The 25023-nt window shown below is 69.7% G+C and carries 25 protein-coding genes; 10 read left to right on the forward strand and 15 right to left on the reverse strand.

Annotated elements, in window-relative coordinates:
• Positions 1 to 246: 246 nt before the first annotated feature.
• Positions 247 to 2136 (reverse strand): filamentous hemagglutinin N-terminal domain-containing protein, encoded by a 1890-nt coding sequence (locus tag DK254_RS10690; RefSeq protein ID WP_158546416.1) that lies wholly within the window; start codon positions 2134 to 2136, stop codon positions 247 to 249.
• Between the two features lie 220 nt (positions 2137 to 2356).
• Here DK254_RS10690 and DK254_RS10695 point away from each other — a divergent pair, with 220 nt between their 5' ends.
• The 7 genes from DK254_RS10695 (at position 2357) to DK254_RS10725 (ending at position 9518) form a co-directional block, all read left to right on the forward strand.
• Positions 2357 to 3316, forward strand: coding sequence for a MoxR family ATPase (locus tag DK254_RS10695; RefSeq protein ID WP_089392689.1), 960 nt, complete (start codon positions 2357 to 2359; stop codon positions 3314 to 3316).
• Complete coding sequence (locus tag DK254_RS10700; protein WP_109933755.1) at positions 3316 to 4275, forward strand: DUF58 domain-containing protein; 960 nt, start codon at positions 3316 to 3318, stop codon at positions 4273 to 4275. The genes DK254_RS10695 and DK254_RS10700 overlap by 1 nt, the downstream gene beginning before the upstream one ends.
• Positions 4272 to 4769: a DUF4381 domain-containing protein gene (locus DK254_RS10705; RefSeq protein ID WP_109933756.1), complete on the forward strand. Its 498-nt coding sequence runs from the start codon at positions 4272 to 4274 to the stop codon at positions 4767 to 4769. Before DK254_RS10700 ends, DK254_RS10705 begins: the two co-directional genes overlap by 4 nt.
• Positions 4762 to 5772 (forward strand): VWA domain-containing protein, encoded by a 1011-nt coding sequence (locus DK254_RS10710; protein ID WP_109933757.1) that lies wholly within the window; start codon positions 4762 to 4764, stop codon positions 5770 to 5772. Before DK254_RS10705 ends, DK254_RS10710 begins: the two co-directional genes overlap by 8 nt.
• Entirely contained in the window at positions 5769 to 7514 is a 1746-nt protein-coding gene (locus tag DK254_RS10715) for a VWA domain-containing protein (protein WP_109933983.1), read from the forward strand. Before DK254_RS10710 ends, DK254_RS10715 begins: the two co-directional genes overlap by 4 nt.
• A complete protein-coding gene (locus tag DK254_RS10720; protein WP_109933758.1) occupies positions 7511 to 9145 on the forward strand; it encodes a BatD family protein in 1635 nt (544 codons plus the stop codon). The genes DK254_RS10715 and DK254_RS10720 overlap by 4 nt, the downstream gene beginning before the upstream one ends.
• Before the next feature lie 187 nt (positions 9146 to 9332).
• Positions 9333 to 9518, forward strand: a complete 186-nt coding sequence (locus DK254_RS10725; protein ID WP_089392694.1) for a hypothetical protein — start codon at positions 9333 to 9335, stop codon at positions 9516 to 9518.
• Positions 9519 to 9564: 46 nt separating this feature from the next.
• Here the strand turns inward: DK254_RS10725 and DK254_RS10730 are convergent, their stop codons facing one another.
• Positions 9565 to 11379 carry a monovalent cation:proton antiporter-2 (CPA2) family protein gene (locus DK254_RS10730; RefSeq protein ID WP_109933759.1) on the reverse strand — a complete coding sequence of 605 codons (1815 nt, stop codon included), beginning with the start codon at positions 11377 to 11379 and terminating at the stop codon, positions 9565 to 9567.
• 68 nt (positions 11380 to 11447) lie between these two features.
• Positions 11448 to 12164, reverse strand: coding sequence for a lipoate--protein ligase (locus tag DK254_RS10735; protein WP_109933760.1), 717 nt, complete (start codon positions 12162 to 12164; stop codon positions 11448 to 11450).
• Positions 12165 to 12329: 165 nt separating this feature from the next.
• Between DK254_RS10735 and DK254_RS10740 the strand changes: the two genes are divergently transcribed.
• Entirely contained in the window at positions 12330 to 13529 is a 1200-nt protein-coding gene (locus DK254_RS10740; protein WP_109933761.1) for a GGDEF domain-containing protein, read from the forward strand.
• A 286-nt stretch (positions 13530 to 13815) separates the two neighbouring features.
• On the opposite strand, the gene DK254_RS10745 is transcribed toward DK254_RS10740, so the two are convergent.
• The 10 genes from DK254_RS10745 to ccmA form a co-directional block, all read right to left on the reverse strand.
• Entirely contained in the window at positions 13816 to 14238 is a 423-nt protein-coding gene (locus DK254_RS10745; RefSeq protein ID WP_109933762.1) for a hypothetical protein, read from the reverse strand.
• 25 nt (positions 14239 to 14263) lie between these two features.
• The gene (gene ccmI, locus DK254_RS10750; protein WP_109933763.1) at positions 14264 to 15472 is read right to left on the reverse strand and encodes a c-type cytochrome biogenesis protein CcmI; all 1209 of its coding nucleotides are present in this window, start codon (positions 15470 to 15472) and stop codon (positions 14264 to 14266) included.
• Positions 15469 to 15939 (reverse strand): cytochrome c-type biogenesis protein, encoded by a 471-nt coding sequence (locus tag DK254_RS10755; protein WP_109933764.1) that lies wholly within the window; start codon positions 15937 to 15939, stop codon positions 15469 to 15471. Before DK254_RS10755 ends, ccmI begins: the two co-directional genes overlap by 4 nt.
• On the reverse strand, positions 15936 to 16478 hold the full coding sequence (dsbE, locus tag DK254_RS10760) for a thiol:disulfide interchange protein DsbE (RefSeq protein ID WP_109933765.1): 543 nt from the start codon (positions 16476 to 16478) through the stop codon (positions 15936 to 15938). The genes DK254_RS10755 and dsbE overlap by 4 nt, the downstream gene beginning before the upstream one ends.
• A 2-nt stretch (positions 16479 to 16480) precedes the next feature.
• Positions 16481 to 18457, reverse strand: a complete 1977-nt coding sequence (locus DK254_RS10765) for a heme lyase CcmF/NrfE family subunit (protein WP_109933766.1) — start codon at positions 18455 to 18457, stop codon at positions 16481 to 16483.
• Between the two features lie 2 nt (positions 18458 to 18459).
• Positions 18460 to 18942 (reverse strand): cytochrome c maturation protein CcmE, encoded by a 483-nt coding sequence (gene ccmE / locus DK254_RS10770; RefSeq protein ID WP_109933767.1) that lies wholly within the window; start codon positions 18940 to 18942, stop codon positions 18460 to 18462.
• The gene (gene ccmD, locus DK254_RS10775) at positions 18939 to 19115 is read right to left on the reverse strand and encodes a heme exporter protein CcmD (RefSeq protein WP_109933768.1); all 177 of its coding nucleotides are present in this window, start codon (positions 19113 to 19115) and stop codon (positions 18939 to 18941) included. Before ccmD ends, ccmE begins: the two co-directional genes overlap by 4 nt.
• The gene (locus tag DK254_RS10780) at positions 19112 to 19858 is read right to left on the reverse strand and encodes a heme ABC transporter permease (protein WP_109933769.1); all 747 of its coding nucleotides are present in this window, start codon (positions 19856 to 19858) and stop codon (positions 19112 to 19114) included. The genes ccmD and DK254_RS10780 overlap by 4 nt, the downstream gene beginning before the upstream one ends.
• A 64-nt stretch (positions 19859 to 19922) precedes the next feature.
• Positions 19923 to 20594, reverse strand: coding sequence for a heme exporter protein CcmB (gene ccmB / locus DK254_RS10785; RefSeq protein ID WP_089392706.1), 672 nt, complete (start codon positions 20592 to 20594; stop codon positions 19923 to 19925).
• Positions 20591 to 21262, reverse strand: coding sequence for a cytochrome c biogenesis heme-transporting ATPase CcmA (gene ccmA, locus DK254_RS10790; RefSeq protein ID WP_109933770.1), 672 nt, complete (start codon positions 21260 to 21262; stop codon positions 20591 to 20593). Before ccmA ends, ccmB begins: the two co-directional genes overlap by 4 nt.
• A 176-nt stretch (positions 21263 to 21438) precedes the next feature.
• On the opposite strand from ccmA, the gene DK254_RS10795 reads away from it, so the two are divergent.
• Both DK254_RS10795 and DK254_RS10800 read left to right on the forward strand, forming a co-directional pair.
• Positions 21439 to 23016 carry a flagellar hook-length control protein FliK gene (locus DK254_RS10795; RefSeq protein WP_109933771.1) on the forward strand — a complete coding sequence of 526 codons (1578 nt, stop codon included), beginning with the start codon at positions 21439 to 21441 and terminating at the stop codon, positions 23014 to 23016.
• Positions 23013 to 23327: an EscU/YscU/HrcU family type III secretion system export apparatus switch protein gene (locus DK254_RS10800; protein WP_089392709.1), complete on the forward strand. Its 315-nt coding sequence runs from the start codon at positions 23013 to 23015 to the stop codon at positions 23325 to 23327. The genes DK254_RS10795 and DK254_RS10800 overlap by 4 nt, the downstream gene beginning before the upstream one ends.
• 107 nt (positions 23328 to 23434) lie before the next feature.
• Here the strand turns inward: DK254_RS10800 and DK254_RS10805 are convergent, their stop codons facing one another.
• Together DK254_RS10805 and DK254_RS10810 are read right to left on the reverse strand one after the other, a co-directional pair.
• Positions 23435 to 23896 carry a hypothetical protein gene (locus DK254_RS10805; RefSeq protein WP_218281414.1) on the reverse strand — a complete coding sequence of 154 codons (462 nt, stop codon included), beginning with the start codon at positions 23894 to 23896 and terminating at the stop codon, positions 23435 to 23437.
• A partial coding sequence (locus DK254_RS10810) for an RHS repeat domain-containing protein (protein ID WP_146219594.1) occupies positions 23890 to 25023 on the reverse strand: 1134 nt, incomplete at its 5' end. The genes DK254_RS10805 and DK254_RS10810, both read right to left, overlap by 7 nt.

Here is a 25023-nt window from a genome sequence, read left to right on the forward strand (position 1 = left end):
AACGCACTCGGAGCGGCGCGCTACACCGAGCAAGAAGGCAGCTGGGTTATTCCCCTTCGGGCCAGCGCAAGCGCTGTTCGCGATGGAGCCGCGTCCCGCGTTCGCGGGAATGACGGGGGTTAGGTTGGATACAAGGGGCCAAACCGCAAGCAATCCATGACCCAACCCACATGAAAATGCCGTTTCCCCATAAAAGAGAAACGGCATTCTTTCTCAAGTGAACAGCATCAGGCCCGCAGCGCCGGCCTAGAGCGTCCACTTCCAGGGAATATGCGACTCGACGTCGCCGTTACTGAAGATATTCCCTTCATCCTCCAGGCTACCCACGTCCAGGTACAGCTCGGAACCACTACCCAGCACCCCGTGGTTGACCAGGCGTTCGGCATTCACCCAGAACTCGTCGTAGGCGAGGATGGCGCCGTGGTTGACGAGCTCGCCGCGGATATCGAGCCTGGCGTACAGGCCGCTGATCAGGCTGCCGCCCTGCTCTATCTCCATGGATTCGGCGCTGAGCTGGAGGTCGTCCTGGCTGATCAGCCGGCCGCTGCCGCTGTAGCGCCCGCTCAGTTCCAGGTGCAGCTCGGATTCGCTGCCGATCACCCCGGCATTGCGCCAGTCGCGGCCCGTTCCCCGCACGCCCAGCGCGCCGTTCAGCCGGCCGCTGGCGCCCTGCTCCAGCTCGACCACGTCGAGGATCAGCTCGCGGGCCTGCAAGCTGCTGTTGTTGAACCAGTGGTCGCGCTTGATATGCAGCACGGCACGGGTGACGAAGCGGCCGCCGGCCAGGCCCAGCTGCGCCAGGTCGATGCCGAAGCGGCCGTTGCCGTTGTGCCCCACCCAGCCGCCGTCGTTGAGCAGGCCCGCGCTGCGCAGGTCGAGGTCGCGGGCGTTGGTCTCCAGGGTGCCGTTGCGGTTGTCCAGCACGCCGCCGATGGCGATCTCGGTAGTCCCCTGCCAGCCCCGGGCGCGGATCCGCCCGCGGTCGTTGACCAGGCCGGCGGCGTACAGGCGCAGGCTGCCGCGGCTTTCGATCAGGCCCCGGCTGTTGTCCAGGGCGCCGCCCAGGCTGAAGTCCATGTCCTGGGCGCGCAGCTCGCCGCCGCGGTTGTCCAGGCCGCCGCCCAGGCGCAGGAGCAGGCGGCCGGCGCTGTCCAGCCGGCCCTGGTTGACCAGGTTCCCGGCGGCCCACAGCTCGGTGTCGCCGCCGGCGCTGACCGGCCCGGCCAGGTGCAGGTCGCCGGCCTTCAGGCGCAGGCTCCCGGCGCTGTGCAGGCGCGCCAGCTGCAGGCGACCATCGGCGTCGATGTGGATGTCGCCGGCGCTGGCGGCCAGTTCCCCGGCCAGCCTCACACCCACGCCCCGCTCGGTGCCGACCAGGCGGATGGCGTTGGCGTACATGCCGCCCAGGGCCGAGCTGTCGATGGCCAGGCGCGGCCGCTGGCGGCCGTCGTCGGCCTTGGCGCTGGCCGCCAGGCTCTCGCCGTCCACGCGGTTGCGCCCGGCGACCAGGTCGAGCTGCCGGGCGTGCAGCGCGGCGTTGAGCGAGGCGCTGCGGGTGATCAGCTCGAAGCGCCCCACCTGGCGGGCATCGAGCCCGGCGCCCTCGATGCCGATGTGCCCGTCGTCGACGTCGTAGCCCACCAGGCGGTCGCCGTCGAACAGCGGCTTGCCGGTGGTCAGGGTGGCCCGCGGCATGTTGATGAAACCGCAGCCGTTGCAGGTCACCCCATAGGGGTTGGCGAGGATGAAGTGCGCGCCCGGCCCGGCGATCTCGATGGCGCCCAGCAGCTGCGAGGGGCTGCCGCCGGTGACCTCGCCGAGGATCTTGCGCGCCGCGCCATCGTGCAGGTTGGGGTTGCCGCCTATGGCGCCGCCCAGTTGCGACTGCGCCGCGCCCGGCGAGTTGTTGAGGATCAGGCCCTCGCGGCCGACGTTGAACTGGCCGAACCTGTTGTGCGACAGGCCATCGGCGTTGGGGGTGGCGATGTTGACCACGGGCACGCCGTTGCCGGCGGAACCCAGGCTGGCGTTGCCGGCGCCGGGGTCCAGGGTCAGCGGGGCGGCCGCGGCGTGCGGGTGGCTGAAGAACAGCAGGCCGGCCAGGACGACCGGGAAATGCAAGGCATTGCGTTCCATGTCCATCGACTCCACGTTTTCCATGAGGAGCCTCCCACGTTAGAGGCAGTGCGCTTCGGAAACGCGTCCTTGTCCCGTGGGAAGCATCCCCCTCGGCCGGTGGAACCGACGACCACGCCGCGCCGCCACGCCACCCTGCACGCGCCTGCGCCGATGCAGTAAAGTAATGCCCCCGGCGGCCGCGCCACGCCGCCCTCCCCATTCCAGGAACCCGCATTCGATGGAACACCGTGAGTCGCTCCTCGCGTTGCGACATTTCCTCTCCAGCCAGATCCTCGGCCAGGAAAAGCTCGTCGAGCGCCTGCTCATCGCCCTGCTCGCCGACGGCCACCTGCTGGTGGAAGGCGCGCCCGGGCTGGCCAAGACCAAGGCCATCAAGGACCTCGCCGAAGGCCTGGAGGCCGAGTTCCATCGCATCCAGTTCACCCCCGACCTGCTCCCGGCGGACATCACCGGCACCGAGATCTATCGCCCGGAAAACGGCACCTTCTGCTTCCAGCAGGGGCCGATCTTCCACCACCTGGTGCTGGCCGACGAGATCAACCGCGCCCCGGCCAAGGTGCAGTCGGCGCTGCTGGAGGCCATGGCCGAGCGCCAGGTCAGCATCGGCCGCAGCACCTACGACCTGCCGCCGCTGTTCCTGGTGATGGCCACCCAGAACCCCATCGAGCAGGAGGGCACCTACCCGCTGCCCGAGGCCCAGCTCGACCGCTTCCTGATGCACGTGAAGATCGGCTACCCGGAAGCCTCGGTGGAGCGCCGCATCCTCCAGCAGGCCCGCGGCGAGGCGCTCAACGGCGAGGCGCGGCCGGAGCGCCAGGTGACCCAGGAATCGATCTTCGCCGCGCGCAAGGAAATCCTCGGCCTGTACATGGCCGACGCGGTGGAGGAATACCTGGTGCAGCTGGTCATGGCCACTCGCACCCCGGCCAAGTACGACACCGAGCTGGCCGAGTGGATCGCCTACGGCGCCAGCCCGCGCGGCTCCATCGCCCTCGACCGCTGCGCACGGGCCCACGCCTGGCTGGGCGGGCGCGACTTCGTCAGCCCCGAGGACATCCAGGCGGTGCTGTTCGACGTGATGCGCCACCGCCTGATCCTCTCCTTCGAGGCGGAAGCCGCGGGGATCGACCAGGACCGCGTGGTCCAGCGCATCCTCGACGTGGTCGCCGTGGCCTGATGCCGGACACCGCCAGCAACGGCGTGACGGTCAGCCTGCAAGAGCTGATCGACATGCGCCATCGCCTGCGCGAGGTGCAGCTGTTCTCCACCCCGGCCCGGCGCAGCCCGCTGATCGGCCTGCATCACTCGCGCCTGCGCGGGCGCGGCGTGGACTTCGACCAGGTGCGCGTGTACCAGCCCGGCGACGACGTGCGCACCATCGACTGGCGCGTCACCGCGCGCAGCCAGGAGCCGCACACCAAGCTGTTCCACGAGGAGCGCGAGCGCCCGGTGTTCGTCCTCGTCGAGCAGAGCCGGCGAACCTTCTTCGGCTCCGGCCTGTGCCTGAAGTCGGTGCTGGCCGCCCGCGCCGCCGCCCTCCTCGGCTGGGCCGCGCTGGCCCACAACGACCGCATCGGCGGCCTGGTGCTGAGCGACCACGACACCCACGAGATCAAGCCGCGGCGCAGCAAGCAGAGCCAGCTGCAGTTGCTCAACCTGATGGTGCGGGCCAACCACGCGCTGCTCGTCGACACCCCGGCGCCCGCCTCCGGCGACGGCTTCGGCCTGGCCCTGCGCCGCGCCCGCGAGGTGCTGCGGCCGGGCAGCCTGGTGATGGTCGTCTGCGACGAACGCGCCCTCGGCAACGCGCCCCAGGGCGACCTGGCCGAGCAGCAGCTGGGCCTGCTGGCGCGGCACACCGACCTGGTCCTGCTGCCGGTGTCCGATCCGCTGGACCACGCCCTGCCGGCCGCCGGGCTGATGCGCTTCGCCGAAGGCCAGGCCATGCTCGAGGTGGACACCCACGTCGACGAACAACGCCTGGCCTACCGCGCCCTGGGCGAGGCGCGCCGCGAGCGCTGGGCGCGGGTCAGCCAGCGCCTGGGCGTGCCGCTGCTGCCGCTGAGCACCCAGCTGGACCTGGTGGAGCAGCTGCGCGACCACCTCGAACAACCCGCCGCGGGGAAACGTCCGTGACGCCCCTCGACGCCCTGGAACCGCTGCTCCAGCCCGCCGCCGTGCCCTGGTGGCCGCCGGCGCCGGGCTGGTGGCTGCTGGCCGCGCTGCTGCCGCCGCTGGCCTGGGCGGCGTGGCACTGGTGCCACCGCCTGCTGCCGCGCCGCCGTGCGACGGCCCCGGCGGAAGCGCCGCTGGAACCGATCCGCGTCGCCGCCCTGGAAGAGCTGGCGCGCCTGCCGCGCCCCTACGGCGGCGCCCCCGCCGGCCCCTGGCTGCAGGCGCAGAACGCCCTGCTCAAGCGCCTGTCGCGGGTGCGCTGGCCGGACGACAACTGCCACACCCTGAGCGGCCGCGCCTGGCTGGCGTTCCTCGACAACCGCTGCCCGGCGGCCGGCCTGACGCGCTGGATGATCCTGGTGGAAGGCGGCTACCGCGCCGAGTGCAAGCTCGACGACAAGGCCATCGACGGCCTCGCCGCCGCCGTGGAAACCTGGGTGCGCAAGCATGTTTGAGTTCGCCTGGCCCTGGGCCTTCCTGCTCGCCCCGCTGCCCTGGCTGCTGCGCGTGCTGCTGCCGCCGGCCGACAGCGGCGAGGCGGCGCTGAAGGTCAGCTTCCTCGCCGAACTCGAGGGCCTGGCCGGCCGCCGCGCCCGCGCGCAACTGCCGGCCTGGCGCCTGCAGGCGCCCTTCGTGCTGCTCTGGCTGCTGTTGCTGCTGGCGGCGGCACGCCCGCAATGGGTCGGCGAGCCGCTGCCGATCCCCGCCAGCGGCCGCGACCTGCTGCTGGCGGTGGACGTCTCCGGCTCCATGGACACCGCCGACCTCACCTGGCAGGGCAGCGAGATCAGCCGCCTGAACCTGGTGCAGAAGCTCTTCGGCAACTTCATCGAGGCGCGCCGCGGCGACCGCGTCGGCCTCATCCTGTTCGGCAGCAAGGCCTACCTGCAGGCGCCGCTGACCTTCGACCGCCATACCGTGCGCGTCTGGCTGGACGAGGCGCTGATCGGCATCGCCGGCAAGGACACCGCCCTGGGCGACGCCATTGGCCTTGCGCTCAAGCGCCTGCGCCAGCGCCCGGCGCAAAGCCGCGTGCTGGTGCTGATCACCGACGGCGCCAACACCGCCGGCGAGATCCCGCCGCTGACCGCCGCGCGCCTGGCCGCCGAGGAGAGCGTGAAAATCTACACCATCGGCATCGGCGCCGACCCGCAGCCCGGCGGCGTACTCGGCGCGCTCGGCCTCAACCCCGGCCTGGACCTGGACGAAGGCACCCTGAAGGCGATCGCCAACCTCACCGGCGGCGAATACTTCCGCGCCCGCGACGGCGCCGAGCTGGAGGCCATCTCCAGCACCCTCGACAGCCTCGAGCCGGTGACCCAGAAGCCCACCCAGGCGCGCCCGGCCCTGGCCCTCTACCACTGGCCGCTGGCCGCCGCGCTGCTGCTGAGCCTGCTGCTGGTGGCCGGCGAACTCTGGCCGCCGCAGCAATGGTGCTGGCCGTGGAGGCGCCCATGAACCTCTGGCCGCACCTGCTGCGCCCCTGGTGGCTGCTGCTGTTGCCGCTGCTGGCCTGGCTGCTGTGGAAGCTGCTGCACCGCCAGCGCCGCGCCGGGCGCTGGCAGTTGCTGCTGCCGGCGGCCTTCCACCCCTGGCTGCTCAAGGGCGGCAGCGGCCGCGCCGACCGCCGCCCCTGGCTGTACCTGGGCCTGGCCTGGCTGCTGGCGGTGCTGGCGCTGCTCGGGCCGAGCTGGGAACGCATCGAGCAACCGGCCATGCAGCGCAGCGACCCGCTGGTGGTGATCCTCGAGCTGACGCCGCGGATGCTCGCCGGCGACCTGCCGCCCAGCCGCCTGGAGCAGGCCCGGCGCAAGCTCCTCGACCTGCTGCGCGCACGCCCCGACGCGCAGACCGCCATCGTCGTCTACGCCGGCAGTGCCCATACCCTGGTGCCGCTGTCCAACGACCTGTTCACCGCGCGCAACCTGCTCGATGCGCTCAAGCCATCGATCATGCCCGAGCCCGGGCAGCGCGCCGACCTCGCCGTGCAGTTGGCGCGCCGCCTGCTCGACCAGGGCGCCCAGGGCAACGGGCGCCTGCTGCTGCTCACCGGCGGCCTGGACGAAAGCGAGCAGCAAGGCATCCGCAAGGCGCTGCACGGCCACGGCCGGGACTTCGCCATCCTCGCCGTGGGCAGCGCCGGCGGCGCGCCCATCCCGCAGGAGGACGGCACCTACCTGAAGGACGACCAGGGCGGCATCCTCCTGCCGCGCCTGGACGAGGCCGGGCTGCGCCAGTTCGCCGCCGGCCTGGACGCCGGCTACCAGCGCCTGGGCGCCGGCGACCGCGACCTCAAGGCCCTCGGCCTGCTGGACGCCAACCGCGGCCTGGAAGCCGCCGGCAACGACGCCGTGCTGCGCCTGCAGCGCTGGGCCGACCAGGGCTACTGGCTGCTCCTGCCGCTGCTGTTGCTGGCCGCCTGCGCCGGCCGCCGCGGCTGGCTGTTCAGCCTGCCCCTGCTGCTGCCGCTGTGGCTGGGCGCGCCGCAACCGGCCCTGGCCTTCGAGTTCGCCGACCTCTGGCTGCGCCCCGACCAGCAGGGCCAGCGCCTGCTCGCCGAGCAGCGCCCGGCCGACGCCGCCCGGCACTTCGCCGACTTCCGCTGGCGCGGCCTGGCCCTCTACCAGGCCGGCGACTACGATGGCGCGGCCCGCGCCTTCGCCCAGGGCGACACCGCCGCCGACCACTACAACCGCGGCAACGCCCTGGCCCGCGCGGAGCAGTACGAGGCCGCCATCGACGCCTACGAGCGGGCGCTGGAACTGCAGCCGGACCTGCAGCAGGCCCAGCGCAACAAGGCGCTGCTGGAAGAGCTGCTGCGCCAGCGCGAGCAGGACGCCGCCCAGCAGCGCGCCAACGCCTCGCAGGCCCTGCGCAGCGGCGAGGCCGAGTCGTCGCCGACGGCACCGGCCAGGCCCTCGGGCCAGCAGGACCAGGAAGAACGGCCGGCGCGCCCTTCCGCGGCCCTGCAGAACCGCCAGCAGGCCAACGCCGAGCGCCTGCAGGCCACCGACCCGGACGACGAGCCGCCCGCCGATGCGACGGAACTCCCGGCCCCCTCGGCGGACGAAGAGGAGCTCAGCGACGAAAGCCGCCAGGCCCTGGAACAATGGTTGCGGCAGATTCCCGACGAACCCTCCGAACTGCTGCGCCGCAAGTTCTGGTACCAACAGCAGCAGCACCAGGAAAACATGCCATGAAAGGGTTGATCTGCCTGATCCTGCTCAGCCTCCTCGCCTTCCAGGCGCAGGCCAGCTTCACCGCCAGCGTCGACCGCGCACGCCTGACCGAGGGCGAGAGCCTCGACCTGACCCTGGAGTCCGACGACCCCACGCAGTTCGGCAAGCCGGACCTCACGCCCCTGGGCGAGGCCTTCGAGATCCTCGGCACCCGCCAGGTCAACCGCCTGACCACCCTCGACGGCCAGGCACAGGCCACCACGCGCTGGATCATCACCCTGCGCCCCACCCGCACCGGCGCCCTGCAGATACCGGCGCTGCGCATGGGCAACAGCCAGACCCAGCCGATCGGCCTGCAGGTGCTCAAGGCCGAGGACGCGGCCGGGCAACAGAAGCTCTCGCCGGTGTTCATCGACGCCAGCCTCGACCACGAAACGGTCTACGTGCAGGCCCAGGCCATCCTCACCCTGCGCATCTACCACTCGGTCTCGCTGTACGACGACAGCAGCCTCAGCCCGCTGCAGATCGACGACGCCAAGGTCGAGCAGCTCGGCCAGCCGCGCACCTACGAGAAGGAAATCAACGGCGTGCGCCACGGCGTCATCGAGGTGCGCTTCGCGATCTTCCCGCAGCACAGCGGCGAGCTGACCATCCCCGCGCTGAACTTCAGCGCCACCCAGGTGGCGCGCAACAACCCCGGCGACACCTTCGGCGTGCTGCCCGGCAAGCGCCTGCGGGTGAGCTCGCCGGAGATTCCCCTGGAAGTGAAGCCCAAGCCCGCCGACTACCCGGCCGACGCGCCCTGGTTGCCGGCCCGCGCCGTCGCCCTCAGCGAGAGCTGGGCGTCGCAGCCGGACCAGGCGAAGGCCGGCGAGGCCCTGACGCGCAACCTGATGCTGCGCGTCGAGGGGCTTTCCAGCGCCCAGTTGCCGCCGCTGCCCCAGGCCCTGCCGGCCGGGCTGCGGCACTACCCCGACCAGCCGCAGCTGGCCGAGGAGCAGGGCGACCAGGGCGTGATCGGCAGCCGCGAGGAACGCCAGGCCCTGGTGCCGGACCAGGCCGGCCAGCTGAGCCTGCCGGACATCGAGATCACCTGGTGGAACACCCAGGAAGACCGCCTGGAGCACACCACCCTGCCCGGCCGCACCCTGGACGTCGGCGCCAACCCGCAGCTGGCGGCCCAGCCCCCGGCGGCGCTGGAAGGCACCGTGGGCACCGGCGGCCAGCCTCTGTGGCCCTGGCAGCTGGCGACCCTGCTGCTGGCCCTGACCAGCCTGCTCGGCTTCGGCCTCTGGTGGCGCGCCCGGCGCCAGCCGGCCATCGTCCGCGCCGCGGCCAACGCGCCCAGCGCCCGCACCCTGCTCGACGAACTGCGCCGCTGCTGCCAGGCCAACGACCCCCACGCCACCCGCCAGGCCCTCGACGCCTGGGCCCGCCAGCAGCCGGAAACCCTGGCCGACATGGCGGCGCGCTTCGTGCCGCTGTCCGACGCCATGGACGGTCTCAACGGCGCGCTCTACAGCGACAGCGAGGGTGGCCACAACTGGGAGGGCGAGGACCTCTGGCGGGCGATCCGCACCCTGCCCGCCGCGGAAGGCGGCGGCGCGGCGACGGCCGAGGGCAACAGCCTGCCGCCGCTCTACCCGCGCTGAGCCGGGCCGGCGCCCCGCCGGGGCATCGATGGCGTCGATAGTCACCAGCAGGCGGATTCAATTCCCTTCGCCGCGACCGGGCGCGAGCATGCTCCCATGGCCCCGCGAACCCAGGGGCCGCGAGGCGGCCTGAGCGTGCATACCCCGGAACGCCCCGCTGACCACGAGGCTGACGGAGGAACGCAGCATGCAGGCCGCACTGGATATTCTGCTCATCATCGGCTCCCTGGCGGAGCTGCTGCTCTATGTCGCGCTGGCCGCCATCGGCCTGGCCGTGACCCTGCTGCTGGCCGCCATCGGCGTGCTCACCCTGCGCTCGCCCGGCGAGCCCATCCGCATCGACGAGCCGCCGCGCCGCCGCGTGCGCGGCTGAAGCCCGCCCGCCAGCCGGGCTCAACCGGCCCGGCCATGGCGCCCGCTCAGGGCTTGCCCACGCCCCGGTCTTCCAGTTGGTCGGCCTCGAACAGCGTCTCCAGCTCCCGGCGCGCCTCGCGGGCGGTCTGGATCACCGCCGCGGCATCGTCGTAGACCTTGTACTGGGCCATCAGCACTTCCTCGTCGTGGCGGCGGAAGCGGCGGATGCGCGCCAGCGCCTGTTCCTCGGAAAGGCCCATCTCCATCAGCACCCGCCGGCTCATCTCCAGGCTGGAATGGAACAGCTCGCGCACCGGGCTGGCCCCGGCGTCGAGCAGGTGGTAGACGTGCTGGCGGTTGCGCGCCCGGGCGATGATCTTCACGTGCGGGTAGAGCTTGCGCACCAGGCGCACGGTGTCGATGTTGGTCTGCGGGTCGTCGGTGGCGACGACGAAGAACTCGGCCTTGTCCACCTGGGCCGCGCGGAGGATTTCCGGGCGCAGCGGGTCGCCATAGAAGATCGGGATGCTGCCGTAGCTGCGGCTCAGCTCGATGGTGTCCACCGAGGTGTCCAGGGCGATGAAGGGCACGCGCTGGGCGCGCATGATCCGCGCGACCACCTGGCCCATGCGGCCCATGCCGGCGATCACCACTCGCGGCGCGTCGCCCTCGATGCGCGTGTATTCCTCCGGCGCCTCGCGCACCGGCTCCGGCTTGGGCTTCACCAGGCGCGCGGCCAGCAGCACCAGCAGCGGCGTCACCGCCATCGACAGGGTGATGCAGAGCACCAGCAGGCTGTGCAGGTTGGCGTCCAGCAGGCCTTCGGCACGGGCCAGCTTGAACACCACGAAGGCGAATTCGCCGCCGGCCGCCAGGACGATGCCCAGGCGCAGCGCCGAATGGCCGTCGAGGCCGCCGGTGAGGCGCCCGAGCAGGTACAGCAGCGGCAGCTTCAGGGCTATCAGCAGCACCGTCAGGCCCAGCACCAGCAGCGGTGAATGCAGCAACAGGCCGAGGTCGGCGCTCATCCCCACGCTGATGAAGAACAGCCCCAGCAGCAGGCCCTTGAAGGGCTCGATCTGCGATTCGAGTTCATGGCGGTATTCCGAGTCGGCCAGCAGCAGGCCGGCGAGGAAGGCGCCCAGGCCCATGGACACCCCGGCCAGCTCCATCAGCCAGGCGGTGCCCACCACCACCAGCAGCGCGGTGGCGGTGGACAGGTCGGCCATGCCGGTGCGCGCCACCGTGCGGAACACCGGGCGCAGCAGGTAGCGCCCGCCGACCACCACCACGGCGATGCTGCCCACGACCTCCAGGAAGTGGCGCCAGTCGCCGCCCGGCGCGGCCTCGTCGGCGCGCGCGCCGAGCAGCGACACCGCGGCGATCAGCGGGATGGCGGCGATGTCCTGGAACAGCAGGATGGCGAAGGCCAGGCGGCCGTGGGGGCTGGCCAGTTCCTTGCGCTCGGCGAGGATCTGCAGGCCGAAGGCGGTGGACGACAGCGCCAGGCCGCCGCCGAGCACCACCGAGGTGTTCAGCGGCAGCTCGAAGGCCAGGTGCGCCAGCGCGCCTATCACCAGCGCGGTGAGCAGCACCTGGGCCAGGCCGATGCCGAACACCGCCTTGCGCATCACCCACAGGCGCTTGGGCGACAGCTCCAGGCCGATGATGAACAGCAGCAGCACCACGCCCAGCTCGGACAGGCTGGCGACGCTTTCCGGGTCGTCGATCAGGCGCAGCACCGAGGGGCCGATCAGCACCCCGGCCAGCAGGTAGCCGAGCACCGCGCCCAGCTGCAGGCGCTTGGCCAGCGGCACCATGAAGACGGTGGCGATGAGGAAGACCACCGCCGATTGCAGATAGTTGGAACCATGCTCCATGCCGGAACGCTCCTTGGCAGGATGAGGCCCGGCGCGCGGCCGGGCGGGTGGAACGGAAAAGGTGTGGGTCAGGCCGGCGGCGGCAGGCCTTCGCGGGCCAGGTGGCGCTGGAACTGCCCGGCCAGGGCTTCGACCTGCGACCAGGGCTGGGAGTGCCGTTCCTCCAGGGCCACGTGGCTGTCGGCGCGGATGACGGCCGGCAGCTCGACGGCGCGGTAGAAGGCGTTGACCACCTCGGCCATGGCTGCGCGCTGGTTCTCCAGCAGGATGGCGCCATGGGCCAGCACCACGTAGCGCCCGTCGCTCTGCCGGCGGCGCCAGCGCTGGGCGGTGCCGACCAGCTTGCGCCCGCCCAGGTTGACGTTGTAGCGGCCGTCGCAGAAGGCGCCCTCCACCTCGCCCAGGCCGGCCTCCAGGCCCAGGGCGGCGAGCCAGTCGCAGAGCGGCTGGCAGAGGCGCTGGTAGGCGGTGTCGATGCGCGTCTGCTCGTTGTCGCCGTCGGGTACCGCATAGCACAGGGCGACGTTGAGCACCGCCGGCGACTGCGGCACCGGCTCGCCCCCGGTGTCGCGCAGGGCGATCGGCCAGCCGAGCTCGGCGCAGCGCGCCTCGGCCTCGGCGAAACCGGCCAGCCGGCTGAGCCGGCGCGGCATCACCAGCGCCTGCTGCAGCGGGCGCCAGAACAGCAGGCGGCTGTCGCCCTGGCCGCTGAAGACCTGGTCCAGGGCGGCGCGTTCGGCATCCAGGCCGTCTTCCGCGGAAAACCGCAATACCCGTTCGCCCATGTCCTTCTCCTTTCGCCGTGTTGCCTGACAGGTAGCGGACTATGCCCAGCCGCCACGCCAGGCTGCAAGCGAAAAGCCCGGCAATCCCCCGGCGGGCGGCGGGACAGCCTGGCGGCATCTGGCTATGCTCATAGCCGGATGCCATCGCGCACAGGACCTGCCCCCGTGTCCCAGCCGTTCCCGCAACGCCTTCGCCAGCAATTCAGGCTCGCCCGTTCCCTGGCGCGGCCGGTGGCCACGGAAAACCTCAGGCGCCTGGCCTGGCTGGCGCTGCTGGCCGTGCCCTTCGACCTGGTGCACATCCTGGTGTTCTGGCTCAACCTGCAGGGCAGCCTGCCGGCGTACGACGGCTGGCGCCAGCACATCATCCTCACCCACGCGGTGGCGGCCGTGCTGCTGCTCGGCCTCGGCCTGCTGGCCTGGCAGGCCCGCCAGCGCCCGCAGGCGCCGCCGCCGTGGTACTGCGAGCTGCTGGCGCTGCTGGGCGCCGCCGTGCTGCTGGGCTTCGGCCTGGTCATCACCGCCTTCGACCAGCAGGTGACCAGCAGCATCACGCCCTTCCTCATGGGCGCGGTGGCCACGGCGCTGATCCTGCTGCTGCGCCCGCTGTTCGCCACGCTGCTCTACGTGCTGCTGTTCATCGCCTTCGAACTGGCCATGGAAACGGCCCAGCCGGACCCGCAGCTGCGCCTGTCCAACCAGATGGGCGGCCTGACCATCTGCGGCATCGGCCTGCTGCTGTCGCAGATCCTCTGGTTCAGCCACCTGCGCAACCTGCGCCAGCGCCAGCACCTGCGCCGGCAGCGCAAGGAACTGGAGGAGAAGAACCGCCAGCTGGAATACCTGGCCGGCCACGACCCGCTGACCGGGCTGTTCAACCGCCGCCAGTTCGACCAGTTGGTGAAGCAGGAGCTGGCCCGCTGCGACCGCCAGCCGATGCCGGTGAGCCTGCTGATGATCGACCTGGACCACTTCAAGTTCATCAACGACCGCTACGGCCACCCGCTGGGCGACGAGGTGATCCGCCACACCGCCACCCTGCTGCGCAAGCACACCCGCAGCAGCGACAGCGTGGCGCGCCTGGGCGGCGAGGAATTCCTCCTGCTATTGCCGGACACCGCCGCGGTCCAGGCCCGGGTGATCGCCGAGAAGCTGCGCAAGCTGCTGGAGGACACCCCGCTGCCGATGAAGGAAGGCCTGCTCTACCTCACCGCCAGCTTCGGCATCGCCGGCCTGGCCAGCGGCGTGTCCAGCACCTACGAAAGGCTCTACAGCACCGCCGACCAGGCCCTGTACCGGGCCAAGGCCAGCGGCCGCAACCGCGTGGAAGTGATGGATGCGGCGCCCCACGGGACGTTGGAGTGAGGATGGAGAACGCTTTTCTGTAGGAGCGAGCTTGCTCGCGAACAGCGTTTCCAGGCGGCTACGGTATTTTGGGTTGACGCCGTTCCCTCTCCCCAACCCTCTCCCTGAAGGGAGAGGGGGCCGTTCGGAGCGAGCGGTAAATCCGGAGTCATCCTGAAACTCCCATCTACTTCCGCCATTCCCGCGTCCGCGGTTATGCGCCCTACGGGCTGGCAGTCCCAAAGCAAGAACTGGCACGGCTCTTCGTAGGAGCGAGCTTGCTCGCTCCTACGAAAATCCCCTAACCTCAGGGTTGTGCGTAGCGCCGGTTCAACCCCGGCGGCACGCCGCTGGCGTCGGTGGCCGTCCACGGGCCCTGCGGGCTGACGCCCCAGTACCAGGCGCCGTCCCAGTGGTAGTAGGTGCGCTGGCGGTAGTACAGGTCCTTCTGGCCCTGGATCACGTAGACGCCCAGGTTCGGGTCCCAGCGGCCCTTGCCGCCCGGCGGCGGGGCGAACTGGGTGTGGGTGCTGCGCGGCTTGTTCGAGGGGTTCTGCGGGTTGGGCGTGATGGCCGAACGCGGCGCCGGCTTGTTCGACGGCATGGCCGCCGGCGGCTGGCCGCTGGCGCCGGGCTGCGGGGCCGGCGCCGGGGCTTGCGAGTGGGGCTGCTGGCCGGCGCAACCGGCCAGGGCGAGCAGGGCCGCGAGGGCGAGGATTCGGCCTTTCACGGACGTACCTCCGGGAGTTTGTCGGTCAATGCTGGTCCGGGCTGTCGATGGTCACCGCCTGATCGCCCGCGCCGGCAGTAGACAACGGCTGGCTGCGTCCGATCCATTCGCCGCTGATGGCATTGCCGGCGCGCGACACCCGCGCCACCAGCTCCACCTGCGGGAAGGCCGACAGCTTCAGTTGCGGCATCATGGCGTCGGCATCGCTGAGCGACACCTCGTCCGGCAGGTCGGCCACCTTCAGGCGCTTGACCGCCAGCGGCATCGGCGGGCCGTTCACCGCGCGGGCGAAGACGAACACGCTGTCGTCCGGCTTGACCTGGCCCTTCACCGCGTCGCTGAGGTCCACCCGGACCTTCAGCGTCAGGCCGGCGCTGGCCGCCGCGGCCGGCGCTTCCGGCAGCTTCTCGCCGCGTTCGACCAGGTGCTGGCGGGCACGCTCGATGCCGCTCTGGATGGCTGCGCGCGACGGATCGTCGGCCGGCAGCGCGGCGACCAGGCGCTGCCAGTAGCTGGCGGCGTCGGCGTAGCGTTGCTCCTCGAAGGCGGAGATGCCCATCAGGCCGAGGGTGGTGACCTCCTCCGGGTTCTGCTTGAGCGCCTCGTCGGCCAGGGCCTGGGCGGCGCCGGCCATCTTCTTGCCATTGGCGAAGTACAGCGCCTGGGCCCACTGGCCGAGCACCTCGGACTGGCGTCCGGACAGGTTGGCGGCGCGCTCGAAGGCCTTGGCGGCGTCCTCGAAGCGCTCCTGGGTCATGTAGGTGCGGCCGAGGAAGTACCAGCCCTCGGCGGAATCCGGCTGGGCCTGCACGGCCTTCTCCAGGCGCGCGGTCATCTCTTCCATGGAATGCGGCGGCTCGGCGAACTCGCGGGACAGGGCCAGCTTGTCGCTGGCGCCCCAGTGCAGGTACAGGCCCAGGCCCAGCAGCGGCAGCAGCACGGCCACCGCCAGCGGCGCGGCGCGGCCCAGGCGCGAGCGGCGTTCGCCCTCGCCTTCGGTGTCGGCCAGCAGTTCGCGGCCGGCCTCGGTGCGCCCGGCCTGCAGCTGGGCGTCGTCGAGGGTGCCGGCGGCGTGCTGGGCATCCAGCTCGGCGAGGCGCTCCTGGTACAGGGCGACGTTGAGGGCGGTGCGGTCTTCCTCGGCCTGGGCGCGGCGGCCACGCAGCAGCGGAATCAGCAGGAAAGCCATGGCCACCAGCGCGAGCAGGCCGGCGGCGAGCCAGAAGTCGATCATTTGTCTTGGTTATCCAGCAATTGATTCAGGCGGGCCTGTTCCTCGGCGGACAGGCTGGCGGAGGGGCCGCTAGCGACGCGGCGGCGGCGCGCCACCAGCACGCCGACCACCAGCACGCCCAGGCCCAGCAGGGCCGCCGGGCCGAACCAGAGCAGCCAGGTGCGGGAATTGACCGGCGGCTTGTAGCGCACGAAGTCGCCGTAGCGGTCGACCATGTAGTCGACGATCTGCTCGTCGCTCTTGCCCTGCTGCAGCTGTTCGTAGATCTGCTTGCGCAGGTCGGCGGCGATGGGCGCGTTGGAGTCGGCGATGTCCTGGTTCTGGCACTTGGGGCAGCGCAGCTCGGTGGTCAGGTCGCGGAAGCGCTGGCGCTCGGCCTCGTTGGGGAATTCGTAGGTGTCGATGGCGGCGTACACCGCGCCGCTCAGGGTCAGGCCCAGCAGGGCCGCGCTCAGGAGTCGCTTCATTTGCCCCCCGCCTCGTCCACCAGGCGCTGGTAGATCGGCGCCAGCTGTTCGCGCCAGACCTTCTCGTCGACGGCGCCGACCAGCTTGTGGCGGATGATGCCGTCCTTGTCGATCACGTAGGTCTCCGGCGCGCCGTACACGCCCAGGTCCAGGCCCAGGGTGCCCTGGGCATCGGCGATGTTCAGCACGTAGGGGTCGTGCAGGTCCTGCAGCCACTTCTGCGCGGCGGCGTTGTCGTCCTTGTAGTTGATGCCGACGATCACCACGCCCTGCTCGGCCAGCCTGGCCAGCACCGGGTGCTCGAAGCGGCAGGTCGGGCACCAGGTGCCCCAGACGTTGACCAGCGCCGGCCGGCCCTTGAGGTCGGCCAGGGTGTAGGTCTTGTTCGGCTCCAGCACGCCCGGCAGGGAGAACGCCGGGAACGGCTTGTCGATCAGCGCCGAGGGCAGCTCGCTGGGGTCGAGCCACAGGCCGCGGAAGAGGAATACCGCGACGACGAGGAAGATCGCCAGCGGCAACAGCAGGATCGCACGCTTCACACTCAGGCTCCCTGTCCGGCGGCGAGGCCCAGCGCCTCGCGCACCTTGGTTTTGACTTTCAGCCGGTAGCGCCGGTCCAGCGCCGCCAGCACGCCGCCCAGGGCGGTGAGCAGGCCGCCGAGCCAGATGAAGCGGACGAACGGCTTGATGTGCAGGCGCACGGCCCAGGCGCCGTTGTCCAGCGGCTCGCCCAGGGCGACGTAGAGGTCGCGGGTCAGGCTGCCATGGATGCCGGCCTCGGTCATCATCGAGCTCTGCACGCGGTACAGGCGCTTCTCCGGGTGCAGCACCGCCACTTCGCTACCGTCGCGGGTGACGCGGATGGTGCCCTTGTCGGAGGTGAAGTTCGGGCCCTCGAAGTGATGGGTGCCTTCGAAGGCGAACTGGTATCCGGCCAGCTCCACGCTCTCGCCCGGGGCCATGCGCAGGTCGCGCTGGGCGCTGAACTGGCTGGTGAGGACCACGCCGATGGCGCACACGGCGATGCCCAGGTGGGCCACCTGCATGCCCCAGTAGCTGCGGTTGAGGCTGGCGGCACCGGCCACCAGGCCCTTGTGGCGGACCTTGTCGAGGAAATCGCGGACGCCGCCGAGGATCACCCAGAAGGCCAGCAGGAACACCGCCAGCACCGGCCAGTGCAGGTCGCCGTAGAGGAAGGTGGCGACGCCGCCGAGCACCACGGCGCCGATCAGCACCGGGGTCAGCATGCGCAGCAGCCACTGCGTCGGGGTGTCCTTCCAGCGCACCAGCACGCCCACCGTCAGGGCCAGCATCAGCACCGCCATCAGCGGCATGAACAGGGCATTGAAGTACGGCGGGCCGACCGACAGCTTGGCGCCGCTGATGGCGTCGAGCACCAGCGGGTAGAGGGTGCCGAGCAGGATCATCGCGGCGGTCACCACCAGCACCACGTTGTTCAGCAGCAGCAGGGTCTCGCGGGACCACAGGGCAAAGCCGACCTGGCTCTTGACCACCGGCGCGCGCAGGGCGAACAGCGTCAGCGAGCCGCCGACCACCACCAGCAGGAAGGCCAGGATGAACACCCCGCGCTCGGGGTCCGAGGCGAAGGCGTGCACCGAGGTCAGCACCCCGGAGCGGACCAGGAAGGTGCCCAGCAGGCTGAGGGAGAAGGCGGCGATGGCCAGCAGCACCGTCCAGCTCTTGAACACCCCGCGCTTCTCGGTCACCGCCAGCGAGTGGATCAGCGCGGTGCCCACCAGCCAGGGCATGAAGGAGGCGTTCTCCACCGGGTCCCAGAACCACCAGCCGCCCCAGCCCAGCTCGTAGTAGGCCCACCAGGAGCCGAGCACGATGCCGATGCCGAGGAAGGTCCAGGCCACCAGGGTCCAGGGCCGCGACCAGCGCGCCCAGGCCGCGTCGAGGCGGCCGCCGAGCAGCGCGGCGATGGCGAAGGCGAAGGCCACCGAGAAGCCGACGTAGCCCATGTAGAGCATCGGCGGGTGGATGATCAGGCCCGGGTCCTGCAGCAGCGGGTTGAGGTCGTTGCCGTCGGCCGGCACCTGCGGCAGCAGGCGGCTGAAGGGGTTGGAGGTGATGATCAGGAACAGCAGGAAACCGGTGCTGATCATCCCCATCACCGCCAGCACCCGCGCCAGCATGGGCTCGGGCAGCTCGCGGGAGAAGATTGACACGGCGAAGGTCCAGCCGCCGAGGATCAGCGCCCAGAGCAGCAGCGAGCCCTCGTGGGCGCCCCACACGGCGCTGGCCTTGTAGTACCAGGGCAGCGCGCTGTTGGAGTTGCTGGCCACGTAGGCCACGGAGAAGTCGTCGTGGAGGAAGGCCCAGGTCAGGCAGGCGAAGGCGAACGCCAGGAAGGCGAACTGCCCCCAGGCCGCCGGGCGCGCCAGGCTCATCCACTGGCGGTCGCCGCGCCAGGCGCCGACCAGGGGGAAGAAGGACATCACCAGCGCCATGCACAGCGCCAGGATCAACGACAGGTGGCCGAGTTCCGGGATCATCGTCAGTTGCTCCCCTGCACCGCGGCGCCGGGCTGGCCGCCCTGCTGGTATTCACCGAGCTTGCCGCTGTCCTTCAGCGCCTTGGTGACTTCCGGCGGCATGTATTTCTCGTCGTGCTTGGCCAGCACCTCGTCGGCGGTCAGCACGCCGTTCTCGTCGAGCTTGCCGAGGGCGACTATGCCCTGCCCCTCGCGGAACAGGTCCGGCAGGATGCCGCGGTACTTCACCGTGACCTCCCTGGCGAAGTCGGTGACCACGAACTCCACGTCCAGGGAGTCGGCCGAGCGCTTCAGCGAGCCCTTCTCGACCATGCCGCCGGCGCGGATGCGGGTGTCGTGCGGCGCTTCGCCGTTGGCGATCTGCGTCGGCGTGTAGAACAGGTTGATGTTCTGCTGCAGCGCGGACAGCGCCAGGGCCACCGCGACGCCGACGCCGGCGACGATGGCGAGGACGATGTACAGGCGTTTCTTGCGAACCGGATTCACTTGCTGGCCTCCCGGCGCAGACGGCGCGCCTCTTCTTGCAGGTAACGCCTGCGCGCCAGGATGGGCGCGGCGACGTTGATCGCCAGCACCACCAGGCTGATGGCGTAGGCCGACCACACGTAGGGGCCGTGGTGGCCCATGGCGAGGAATTCGCCGAAGGAATGGAAACTCATAGCGCGCGCTCCACCTCAGCCTTGACCCAGGACGCGCGGGCTTCGCGCTTGAGCACTTCCAGGCGCATGCGCATCAGCAGCACGGCGGCGAAGAAGCAGTAGAAGCCGAGCACCATCAGCAGCAGCGGGATCCACATCTCCGGCGGCATCGGTGGCTTCTCGGTGAGGGTGAAGGTGGCCGGCTGGTGCAGGGTGTTCCACCACTCCACCGAGAACTTGATGATCGGGATGTTGACCACCCCGACGATGGCCAGCACGGCGCTGGCCTTGGCCGCGCTGTCGCGGTTGCCGATGGCCTGGCCGAGGGCGATGACGCCGAAATAGAGGAACAGCAGGATCAGCATCGAGGTCAGGCGCGCGTCCCACACCCACCAGGCGCCCCAGGTCGGCTTGCCCCAGATGGCCCCGGTGATCAGGGCGACGAAGGTCATCCAGGCGCCGATGGGCGCGGCGCACTGCACGGCGACGTCGGCGATCTTCATCTTCCAGATCAGGCCGATGGCGCCGGCCACCGCCAGCATCACGTAGCACGACTGGGCGAGGAAGGCCGCCGGCACGTGGATGTAGATGATCCGGAAGCTGTTGCCCTGCTGGTAGTCCGGCGGCGCGAAGGCCAGCCCCCAGACGAGGCCGACGGCCATCAGCAACGCCGCGGCGACGGCGAACCAGGGCAGCCAGCGTCCGCTGATCTCGTAGAACCACTTGGGCGACCCAAGCTTGTGAAACCAAGTCCAGTTCATCATCAGGCTCTGTGTGTCAGGGCACTTTTTTCTAGTGCCGGCCCCGCTCCAGCGGCGCCGGCAGGCGTCATTCGCCCACGCTGATCTTCAGGCCGGCAGCGATGGCGAAGGGCGTCAACGTCAATGCTAACGCCGTCAGGCTGGCCAACCAGAGCAGGTGCCCGGCGGTCGGCAGCCCCTGCAGCGAGGCCTGGAGGGCACCGCTGCCAAGGATCAGTACGGGGATGTAGAGCGGCAGGATCAGCAGCGCCAGCAGCAGCCCCCCGCGCTTGAGGCCCACGGTCAGCGCCGCGCCGACCGCGCCGAGCAGGCTGAGCACCGGGGTGCCGAGCAGCAGCGAGAGCAGCAATACCGGCAGGCAGCGTACCGGCAAACCCAGCATCAGGGCCAGCAGCGGCGACAGCAGGACCAGGGCCAGCCCCGAAACGAGCCAGTGTGCCAGCACCTTGGCCAGGACCAGAAGAGGCAGGGGGTGCGACGAAAGGACCCACTGTTCCAGGGAACCGTCCTCGAAATCGCTGCGGAACAGGCCGTCCAGCGACAGCAGCACCGCCAGCAGCGCCGCCACCCACACCAGGCCCGGCGAGAGGTTCTGCAGCATCTGGCTTTCCGGGCCGACGGCCAGGGGGAACAGGGCGATGACGATGGCGAAGAACACCAACGGGTTGGCCAGCTCCGCCGGGCGGCGGAACTGCAGGCGCGCCTCGCGCGCCAGGAGCAGGCCGAAGACGTTGCTCATGCGCCCTCCCCCGCCATCTCGCGGGCGTGCTGGCCGAGGTCCAGGGCACGGTAGCCGGCGGGCATGCGCGCCAGCGTGTGGTGGGTGGTGAGCACCACCAGGCCGTCGTTCTCGCAATGCCGCGCCAGGTGCTCCTCGAGCTGGGCCACGCCCTGCTTGTCGAGGGCGGTGAAGGGTTCGTCGAGAATCCACAGCGGCGGCGCGTCCAGGTACAGGCGCGCCAGGGCCACGCGGCGCTGCTGGCCGGCGGACAGGGTGTGGCAGGGCACGTCCTCGAAGCCGCGCAGGCCGACCGCCTCCAGGGCGCGCCAGATCGCCGCGTGGTCCGCCGGCTGATGCAGGGCGCAGAGCCAGGCGAGGTTCTCCTCGGCGCTGAGCAGGCCCTTGATGCCGGCGGCATGGCCGATCCACAGCAGGTTGCGCGCCAGCTCGCCGCGCTGTTCCTCCAGCGGCCGGCCGTTCAGGCGCACCTGCCCGGCGGTGGGCTGCATCAGCCCGCAGAGCAGGCGCAGCAGGCTGGTCTTGCCGCTGCCGTTGGGGCCGACCACCTGCAGCATCTCGCCGGCGGCCAGGCGCAGGTCCAGGCGCTCGAAGAGCATGCGCCAGTCCCGCTCGCAGGCGAGCGCCACGGTTTCGAGAAGCGGGCTGGTCAAGGCATCGGCACCCATCGGGAAAATCGAAATCAGGCTAAAGTCGGTGCATCGCAGGCCGCTATAGTGGCCACGGGCGGCGCATTATACACGCCCGCTTCCGGCCCCGGCGCCGGCAATTTCGACAGCTTGTTAAGGCTTCCCAGGCTTTCGCCGCCCCCGCGACGATGCGCCGCAAGCCCCGAAGGACGCAGATGCCGAGCGAGATTGGCGCTTCCCGCCCGCTCCCCATGCCCCTGGCCAGCCGCGCCGTGCAGAACGCCGGGGAGCTGTCGCTCAGGCTCGCCCGCAGCCTGGGCGACCTGCTGCCGCCGGGGCACAGCGCCCAGGCCGAGGTGCTGGGCGTCAAGCAGGCGGCTGTCAGCTTCCAGTTGCTGCTGCGCCTGACCCTGGCCGGCGGCCAGCAGACGCTGGTCACCGCCGAGAGCCCGCAGGCCCTGCCCCAGGGCAGCACCCTGAACGTTTCCGCCCTCGGCGCCACCAGCCTGGTTGCCACCCTGCTGTCCGGCGCCCAGCAAGCGCTGGGCGACCTGCCGCCGCTGGACAGCCTCGACCTGGAACAGCTGCCGGTGGGCAGCCTGCTGCAGGGCAAGGTGCTGTCCAGCTCGCCCCAGGGCGGCACCCCGGCGCAACCGGCCAGCTACCGGGTGCTGCTCAGCCTGCTCGGCGGCCCCCTGGCCGGGCGCCTGCTGGACATCGACTCGGCCCGCCCGCTGAAGGCCGGCAGCCTGCTCAGCGCCCAGGTCCAGGACAGCCGCGCCCTGCTCTTCCTGCCGCTGGCCGGGCGCCTGGACCGCCTCGAATTGAACAACCAGCTGGGCACCCAGCAGGTCCGCCAATCCTCCACCGAGGGGCTGCTGGACGCGCTGCAGGCGCTCAAGCCCGGCGACCTGCCCCCTGCCCTGCGTGGCGCCGTGGACCGCCTGCTCGCCGGGCTACCCGGCGTGCAGCAGCTCAGCGACGCCAAGGGCCTGGCCCAGGCCCTGCAACAGAGCGGCGGCTTCCTCGAGGCGCGCCTGCTGCAGGGCCTGCCGCCGCTGCCGGGCGACTTCAAGGCCAACGTCCTGCGCCTGCTCGGCCAACTGCTGCCCGCCGAGCAAGGCAGTGCCGCCCCCAACCTGCTGGCGAACCTCGCCAACAGCACCGCCGCCAACCTGGCCAGCAGCCTGCCGGCCTTCGTCCGCAACGCCCTGGGCGCGCTCAACCAGAACGGCAGCCCACGCCTGCAGCAGGCGGACTTCCCGCTGCCCTCGCGCACGCTGCAGAAGCTGGAAGAGGAAGGCGACCTGGAATCCCTGCTGAAACTGGCCGCGGCCGCCGTGGCGCGGCTGCAGACGCACCAGCTGAGCAGCCTGGTGCAGAGCGAGCCGCTGCGCGGCGGCGGCCAGTTGCAGACCTGGCAGATGGAAGTACCCATGCGCACCGAGGATGCGCTGGTGCCGCTGCAGGTCCGCATCCAGCACGAGGACAGGCGCGAATCCCAGGACAGCGAACAGCCGCGGGAAAGCCTGTGGCGCATCGACCTGGCCTTCGACCTCGACCCGCTGGGGCCGCTGCAGGTCCAGGCGACCCTCGCGCCCCTGGGCCTGAGCAGCCAGTTCTGGGCCGAGCGCGAAAGCACCGCGAGCCTGCTGGAACGCGAACTCGGCCACCTGCGCGAGCGCCTTCAGGACGCCGGCTTCACCGTGCGCGAACTGTGCTGCCACCAGGGCCGGGCACCGCAAGGCCGGCGCACCGCACTGGAACAACGCTGGGTGGATGAAAAGGCATGAACAAACAGACAGCGCCGCGCCAGGCCATCGCCCTCAACTACGACGGCCAGAACACCCCCACCCTCAGCGCCAAGGGCGACGCCGAACTGGCCGAGGCCATCCTGGCCATCGCCCGCCAGCACGAAGTGCCGATCTACGAGAACGGCGAACTGGTACGCCTGCTGGCCCGCCTGGAACTGGGCGACGCCATCCCCGAGCAGCTGTACCGCACCCTGGCGGAAATCATCGCCTTCGCCTGGTACCTCAAGGGCAAGAGCCCGGCCCCACGAGCGCCGCAAGATGCGGCGAAGGCCTTGATGTTGAGGCCTTAGGAGGTAGCGGCCTTAGCAGAGGAAAAATTTATACCGTTCTTGGCCCCATGAAGTGCGAAGCCGCGAGAACATTCCCCCATCTAAAGCACGCAACCTCTAATGTATCTTTACCCGACAGCATCAGGGCTTACCACCTCCATCTCCTCCGGATTTGATATACTTATCTTTATCTTGAAACCTGCACTTGACTCTGCCACCAGAGCATTAGCTCCGCCCTCCTTAATATCGATAAATGGGTTGGAGCTCTCAGAGTAAACCACCCATTCAAGGAGCTTATGATTATTCTCATAAGCTATAAATCCTTCTGAACCATAGCTACCCTCCCCCACATAACAACACGCACCGCCTTTCAATACTACCCTCTTAGTAACATCTATAGATGTTACTTCCTCTTGATTCCCCTTGAAATATTCTTCGAAATCAAACCAACCTCGAGAACATATGTGAGGTGCAGGATATGCCAAAATTGAAATTGAAAATGATTTACCATTAGAAAAATACACCCCATCTTTTATTGGGAGTTCTTCATTACTCCAAAGTTCGATAATATTTTTCATTTTTATCAGCATACCGTTGGTCTTGTTCTAACACCTTGACGAGGGACCGGACCACCTGCCCTTATATTTCTTCGATCATTAAATCTCTGCTGAAACTTTTCCTTCCAAGTCTTTCCTGTTGCCGAATCCGGATGCGGGGCATCAGGACTCTCCTTGATAATCGAAACTTTCTTCAAGTCAGCCTCTAAGGCAGCATCCAACCGCCTATTATCATAAGAAACCAACTGACCATCAACATCAATAACATGCAATGGAGATCTTTCCCAATCCCATCCCCCGCTCTTCATAATTTCAGCATAGTTATTTCTAGAAATGGTACGCTGAGAAAAATTTATCGTCCTTGGATCGACCCACTCCATAGTCAAGCCTAAAGGATCGATCCACATATATGGATTTGGCGAGAACCTGAACAGATTTATTCCGCCATATAATCCAATCGGATCTTGCGTCAGGAACCGCCCCACCACCGGATCGTAGTAGCGGAAGGTGTTGTAGTGCAGCCCCGTCTCCGCATCGAAGTACTGCCCCTGGAACCTCAGGTTCTGCTCGATCTCTTCTGCCGCATAGCCTTCCACCTCCCCCCAGGCCTTGTAGGTGGCCTGCCATACCGGCTTGCCGTCCTCGTCGGTGACGTCCAGTGGCGTGCCGATCTGGTCGGTGTGGAAGTAGTAGGTGCGCTCTTCGTCGCCTTCCCGGTCGACGCGGGCCAGGGGGGCGTAGCTGTCGGGTTCGTAGAGGTACAGGCTGTCGCCGTTGGCCCGGCGTTCCTGGAGCAGGCGCAGGCCTTGCCAGAGGAACCCGGTGCTTTTCGTCGTGCCGTCGCGCTCCACGGCCTTGGCCACCCGGCGGCCCAGGCTGTCGTAGTGGTAACGGCCTTCGCTGAGCAGGTTGCCGTCGCGGTAGGTGCGGGCGCGGGTCAGGCGGTTTTCGCAGTCGTATTCGAAGTGCTGTTCGAGGTGGGCGCCGCGTTTGCGCACCACCATGTTGCCCCAGGGGTCGTAGTCGTAGCGCTGGTCTTGCCAGGTGCGCAGGCGGTTGTCGCGGATCTGGCCGTGGTGGCTGTCGCCCTCGGGGTTGACCAGGTTGGCGGCGGCGTCGTAGACGAAGCGTTCGCGGCTGGCCAGGTCCGGGGCGCTGCG

Source organism: Pseudomonas sp. RW407, from assembly GCF_003176655.1.
In the GTDB taxonomy this organism is placed as follows: Bacteria; Pseudomonadota; Gammaproteobacteria; order Pseudomonadales; family Pseudomonadaceae; genus Pseudomonas; species Pseudomonas delhiensis.